Genomic DNA, 6,392 nt, shown 5'->3' with positions numbered 1-6,392 from the left:
CATTATAGGGGCCTGAAACCAGCCGTCAACCGTTTATTTCGGTTTTATGGCGAACTTTCTTTTCCCGCTCCGCAATGCAGTCAATGCAGCAGCTACGGCGGGAATTCGCAACAGGAGCAGCGCGGCAGCGATACCGGCGTACAGGAACCAGCGCCCGGCGTCGGCCCGAACGACCCAGAGCATATGCAGCAACACCACGATCACGATCGGATAGACCAATCGGTGCAATGCCTTCCAGCGCTTACCGAGCCGACGCATGCTCCATCGATTGGACGTGAGCGCCAATGCCGTCAAACCGATGAAGCCAAGTGTGCCGACCAGAATGTACGGTCGCTCGCGCAATTCCTCGCCCAAGCGGGAGAACTCGTTACCCAGCAGGAAATACAGATAGCCGGTCAGATGCAGCAGCGCATAGCTGAAGGACCACAGCCCGAGCTGACGGCGCACGGCAAGCCAGCCACCCCACCCCGTCGCGCGCTGCAGCGGCGTCATCCCGAGAGTCAGAAGCAGCAACACCAACGCGCCTTGCCCGAGATTGTCGACCAGAACCTTGCCCGGGTCTGGCCCCAGGGCAAACTGCCAAGCCAGCAATAGCCAGTAACCCGGCACGCTCGCCGCGCAGATAAAAACCGCAACCCGCCACACCACGTAACGCATCAATAGTCCTTGCCAAGATCCATTGCGCCATACAAACCCGCCACCTGCTCGGCATAGCCATTGAACAACAGCGTGTCGCGCAGATTGGGCTTGAACAGGCTTCCGGGAAGGCGCCGCTCCCGCGCCTGGGACCAGCGGGGATGCGAGACCTGTGGATTCACGTTCGCGTAGAAGCCGTACTCCCGGGGCGCCATCGTCTGCCAGGTGGTCGCGGGCTGATCGCGCACGAAGCTGATCCGCACGATCGACTTGATGCTCTTGAAGCCGTACTTCCAGGGCACGACCAGGCGCAAGGGCGCGCCATTCTGGTTGGGCAGCACCCGCCCGTACATGCCGACAGCCAGCAACGTCAGCGGATGCATCGCCTCATCCATGCGCAGGCCTTCGACATAGGGCCAGTCGATCAAGGCGAATCCCGAACGGGTGCCGCGCATTTCCTCCGGCCTGTAGGCCGTTTCGAAACGAATGTATCGGGCGGAAGAACGGGGTTGCAGTTGGCGGATCAGATCGGCCAATGGAAAACCCAGCCAGGGAATCACCATCGACCACGCCTCGACGCAACGCAGGCGGTAGATGCGCTCTTCCAGGCGGTTTGGCGGGAACAGATCCTCGAGGAAGTAGCGCCCGGGCTTGTCGACCTCCCCATCGACGATCACCGTCCAGGGTTCGATCTTCAACGCCGACGCATGCCGTGCCGGATCGCCTTTGTTGGGGCCGAACTCGTAGAAGTTGTTGTAATGCGTGGCGTCCGAAAAAGGCGTGATCGCTTCGCCTTGCGCCACGACAGCCTGCCAGCGAGTCTCGGCCAGCTTTTCAGTGAACCATGCAGGCGCTGGCGCCGGATCCACCCCCTCGTAGCGCTCTGCGGACCTGGCGAACGGCGAGACTCCCGCTGCCGCAACGGAAAGCAGCGCACCCTGGAGCAACCGGCGGCGATTCAGGTAGACCGCCTCAGGCGTTACCTCTGCCTCGCGACACTCGCCGGAAACGGGAATCTTGATGAGCATGAGCAGCTCCGCATACGGGTCGGAATGAACCAATAAGGCGCGGAGCCGAGCAGAAAATCAACCCTCGACGCGCTTGCGGCGACGCAGCTGCATCAGATACTGCACCGGACCGGAGGCAGCATAGGCCAGGAAGATCAACAACAGAATCCGCGGCGGATCGCTGAACACCACGGCGAACACCAGGACCACCACCAGAATGGCGACGAAAGGCACCCGCCCCTTGAGATCGAGATCCTTGAAGCTGTAGTACTTGATATTGCTGACCATCAGCAGGCCGGCGGCAGCCACCATCAGCGCGAAGAGCATGACCAGCACCAGCGGCAGATCCACACCGCGAATGCCCAGCTCATCGAGCGCCCAGACCGCCCAGACCCAGCCGGCGACCACCCCGGCGGCGGCAGGACTCGCCAAACCGATGAACCAGCGCTTGTCGACCTTGCCGATCTGGGTATTGAAGCGCGCCAGTCGTAGTGCAGCGCAGGCCACATAGATGAACGCCACGGTAAGCCCGACGTTGCCCAGCTCGGACAACGCCCACTCGTAGGCGAGTACGGCGGGCGCCAGACCGAAGGCGACCATATCCGACAACGAGTCGTACTCGGCGCCGAACGCGCTTTGCGTATTGGTCAGACGGGCAACCCGTCCATCCAGACTGTCCAGCACCATGGCAACGAAGACGGTCGCCGCGGCGACATAGAAGTTGCCGTTGATCGCGGTGATGATCGAGAAGAACCCGGCGAAGAGGTTGGCGGTGGTGAACAGGTTGGGTAGCAGATAGATGCCCCGATGGCGAACCTTGCGGCCGTCGGGCTCCTGGATTTCCTCAACATGCTCGTCAATCGGCAGGATGCTTTCCGCCTCGACTGGCTTGTTCGGCTCTTCGGGTTGCTCACTCATGCACAATCACCTTTACATCAGGTACGGATAAATTTCGACCAGGCCGGAAGACATGCGGTTCAGCCCGGCTAAACCCCTGTTTTATACCAGATGCCTGGGAGACAGAACGAAAAAACGCGGCCGAGGCCGCGTCTTCTCCAGCTGAACGACGATCAGTTCTTGCTCTTGTCGACGATCTTGTTGGCTGCGATCCAGGGCATCATCGCGCGCAGCTTCTCGCCGACCACTTCGATGCCATGGGCCGCATTGTTGCGACGATAGGCAGTCATGTACGGATAGTTGGCGGCGCCTTCGGTGATGAACATCTTGGCGTACTCGCCGTCCTGAATGCGCTTGAGGGCATTGCGCATGGCGGCACGGGATTCGGCGTTGATGACTTCCGGACCGGTCACGTATTCACCGTACTCGGCGTTGTTGGAAATCGAGTAGTTCATGTTGGCGATGCCGCCTTCGAACATCAGGTCGACGATCAGTTTCAGCTCGTGCAGGCACTCGAAATAGGCCATTTCCGGGGCGTAGCCGGCTTCGACCAGGGTTTCGAAACCGGCCTTGACCAGTTCGACGCAACCACCGCAGAGCACCGCCTGCTCACCGAACAGGTCGGTTTCGGTCTCGTCCTTGAAGGTGGTTTCGATGATGCCGGTACGGCCGCCGCCCACGCCGCAGGCGTAGGACAGCGCAACGTTGCGCGCATTGCCGGAAGCGTCCTGATAGATGGCGATCAGGTCCGGAATACCGCCACCCTTGACGAACTCGGAGCGCACGGTGTGGCCCGGTGCCTTCGGCGCGATCATGATCACGTCGAGGTCGGCACGCGGCACGACCTGGTTGTAGTGGATCGAGAAGCCGTGGGCGAACGCCAGGGTGGCGCCCTGCTTCAGGTTCGGCTCGATCTCGTCCTTGTACAGGCGGCCCTGGAACTCGTCGGGGGTCAGGATCATTACCAGGTCGGCGGCGGCGACCGCGGCCGGCACGTCGCTGACCTTCAGGCCATGCGCTTCGGCCTTGGCGATGGAGGAGGAGCCCGGACGCAGGCCGACGGTGACGTCTACACCGGAGTCCTTCAGGTTGCAGGCATGCGCATGCCCCTGGGAGCCGTAACCGATGATGGCGACCTTCTTGCCCTGGATGATGGAGAGGTCGCAGTCTTTATCGTAAGAAACCTTCATGAATTACCCCTATTGCCGGCCTCGTGGGCCATTCGATAAAACGTTGCTGACTGTCGGGACGGACACGTCCGGCAGCCGTTAGATACTCAGGACCTTGTCGCCACGGGAAATCCCGGTGACGCCGCTGCGTACGACTTCCAGAATCGAGGCAGTGCCGATGGCCTGGATGAAACTGTCCAGCTTGTCACTGGTACCAGCCAGCTGAATGGTATAGACGCTGGTGGTCACATCGACGATCTGCCCGCGGAAGATGTCGGTGGTGCGCTTGACTTCGGCGCGCTGGGCGCCGGTGGCCTTGACCTTGATCAGCATCAGCTCGCGCTCGATATGGGCGCTCTCCGACAGATCCACCAATTTGACGACTTCCACCAGCTTGTTGAGGTTCTTGGTGATCTGTTCGATCACTTCCTCATGGCCCACAGTGGTCAACGTCAGACGCGACAGGGTCGGGTCTTCGGTCGGCGCCACGGTGAGGCTTTCGATGTTGTAGTTGCGTTGCGAAAACAGCCCGACCACACGAGACAGCGCACCCGGTTCGTTTTCCATCAGCAGGGAAATGATATGTCTCATGATCAGGTCCGCTCCGTCTTGCTCAGCCACATGTCACGCATCGCGCCATCCTTGATCTGCATCGGGTAGACGTGCTCGCTGGTATCGACGGCGATATCCAGGAAGACCAGGCGATCCTTCATGGCGAACGCCTCCTCCATCATCGGCTTGAGGTCCTTGAGCTCGGTGATCCGCATGCCGACGTGACCGTAGGCCTCGGCGAGCTTGACGAAGTCCGGCAGCGACTCCATGTAGGAGTGCGAGTAGCGACTGTTGTACACCATGTCCTGCCACTGGCGGACCATGCCCAGCGCACCATTGTTGAGGTTGACGATCTTCACCGGCAGGTCGTACTGCAAGCAGGTGGACAGCTCCTGGATGTTCATCTGGATGCTGCCCTCGCCCGTCACCACCGCGACATCGGCTTCGGGGAAGTTCAGCTTGACGCCCATGGCTGCCGGAAGACCGAAGCCCATGGTGCCCAGGCCACCGGAGTTCAACCAGCGATTGGGCTTGTCGAACTTGTAGTACTGGCAGGCGAACATCTGATGCTGACCGACGTCCGAGGCTACATAGGCCTCGCCCTTGGTCACTTCGCAGAGCACCTCGATGGCGGCCTGCGGCTTGATGATCGAACCATCGCCCTCGTTGTAGGGGAACAGCCGGCCATTGCCGCGCCACTCGTCGATCTGCTTCCACCAGTTGGCCACGGTCTCGGCATTCGGCGCCTGGCCGATTTCCTTGACGATGGCGACCATCTCGGTGAGCACGCTGTCCACCGGGCCGACGATCGGGACGTCGGCCTTGATGGTCTTGGAGATCGACGCCGGATCGATGTCGATGTGGATGATCCTGGCGTTCGGGCAGAACTTGGTCGCGCCGTTGATCACGCGATCGTCGAAGCGCGCGCCGACGGCCAGGATCACGTCGGAGTGATGCATCGCCAGGTTGGCGGTGTAACTGCCGTGCATGCCGAGCATGCCGACGAACTGGCGGTCGCTGCCCGGATAGCACCCCAGCCCCATCAGCGTGTTGGTCACCGGCAGATTGAGCATCTTCGCCAGCTCGGTCAGTTGCGCCGAGGCCTTGCCCAGGACCACGCCGCCACCGGCGTAGATGATCGGCCGCTTGGCGCCCAGCAGCAACTCCGCCGCCTTGCGAATCTGGCCCGAATGCCCACGCACGGCCGGGCTGTACGAACGCAGCTTGGCCTTCTTCGGGTAGACGTATTCGAATTTTTCGGCCGGGTTGGTCATGTCTTTCGGAATGTCGATGACAACCGGCCCTGGACGCCCGGACTCGGCGAGATAGAACGCCTTCTTCATCACTTCGGGGATTTCCGAAGGATGCTTGATCATGAAGCTGTGCTTCACGATGGGCCGAGAGATGCCGATCATGTCGGTTTCCTGGAAGGCATCGGTGCCCACCATGGTGCTGGGCACCTGACCGGAGATGACCACCATCGGGATCGAGTCCATGAAGGCGGTGGCGATACCGGTGATGGCATTGGTCGCCCCAGGACCGGAGGTCACCAGCACCACGCCAGCCTTGCCGGTCGCGCGCGCGTAGCCATCGGCCATGTGGGTGGCGGCCTGCTCGTGACGAACCAGGATGTGCTCGATGGACTTTTCTTTGAAAAGCGCATCGTAGATGTGCAGAACGGCACCGCCCGGGTACCCGTAGATGTACTTAACGCCTTCGTCACGCAGAAAGCGGACGACCATTTCAGCGCCGGATAAGAGTTCCACGTTGTTCACCTCTGAACGCCAGATAGCGGTCCAAGCCGGAGCCGCCAGAAATAGGTTTACTGCCAGCAGGGCATGAGCGACGGTGGTCGCCGACTACGTCAGCCACTGACTGAGCCAGTATTGGAAGAGTCCCTGGTGTCGCGGGCTCTCCACCCAGCGCGAGGTAACGCGTTGCGGGTGATGCAGGTCGGCGCGGGTAGCACCTCATGTCTGTCTAGGCTGAGCCGGGCCCGCTTGCGGCGAGGCGGCTCAGGACAGCAAGCCTGGGATTGTTCGGATTCGGCGCCGGCAAGTCAAGTCCGCCGTTGCGTCCGAGCGCTTTCGGCTGTGACGCGGTGCAGAAGCGGCGCCCAGGCTTTTGGGTA

6 protein-coding genes are annotated in these 6,392 nt (G+C 61.3%); all 6 read right to left on the bottom strand.

Annotation, left to right across the window (positions count from 1 at the left end; translation table 11 throughout):
* Positions 1-33: 33 nt before the first annotated feature.
* A complete protein-coding gene (msrQ, locus tag IN820_RS04390; protein ID WP_193679810.1) occupies positions 34-657 on the bottom strand; it encodes a protein-methionine-sulfoxide reductase heme-binding subunit MsrQ in 624 nt (207 codons plus the stop codon).
* On the bottom strand, positions 657-1,664 hold the full coding sequence (gene msrP, locus IN820_RS04385) for a protein-methionine-sulfoxide reductase catalytic subunit MsrP (protein ID WP_193679809.1): 1,008 nt from the start codon (positions 1,662-1,664) through the stop codon (positions 657-659). Before msrP ends, msrQ begins: the two co-directional genes overlap by 1 nt.
* A 57-nt stretch (positions 1,665-1,721) precedes the next feature.
* Positions 1,722-2,561: a CDP-diacylglycerol--serine O-phosphatidyltransferase gene (gene pssA, locus IN820_RS04380; protein WP_193679808.1), complete on the bottom strand. Its 840-nt coding sequence runs from the start codon at positions 2,559-2,561 to the stop codon at positions 1,722-1,724.
* Between the two features lie 152 nt (positions 2,562-2,713).
* A complete protein-coding gene (gene ilvC, locus IN820_RS04375) occupies positions 2,714-3,730 on the bottom strand; it encodes a ketol-acid reductoisomerase (protein WP_193679807.1) in 1,017 nt (338 codons plus the stop codon).
* Positions 3,731-3,808: 78 nt separating this feature from the next.
* A complete protein-coding gene (gene ilvN, locus IN820_RS04370; protein ID WP_013983830.1) occupies positions 3,809-4,300 on the bottom strand; it encodes an acetolactate synthase small subunit in 492 nt (163 codons plus the stop codon).
* A gap of 2 nt (positions 4,301-4,302) precedes the next feature.
* A complete protein-coding gene (locus tag IN820_RS04365; RefSeq protein ID WP_193679806.1) occupies positions 4,303-6,027 on the bottom strand; it encodes an acetolactate synthase 3 large subunit in 1,725 nt (574 codons plus the stop codon).
* Between the last annotated feature and the right edge of the window lie 365 nt (positions 6,028-6,392).

Source organism: Pseudomonas lopnurensis, assembly GCF_015070855.1.
Lineage (GTDB): Bacteria > Pseudomonadota > Gammaproteobacteria > Pseudomonadales > Pseudomonadaceae > Stutzerimonas > Stutzerimonas lopnurensis.
The sequence above is the reverse complement of the archived record's forward strand: the minus strand, read 5'-3'. Positions and strand labels throughout refer to the sequence as shown.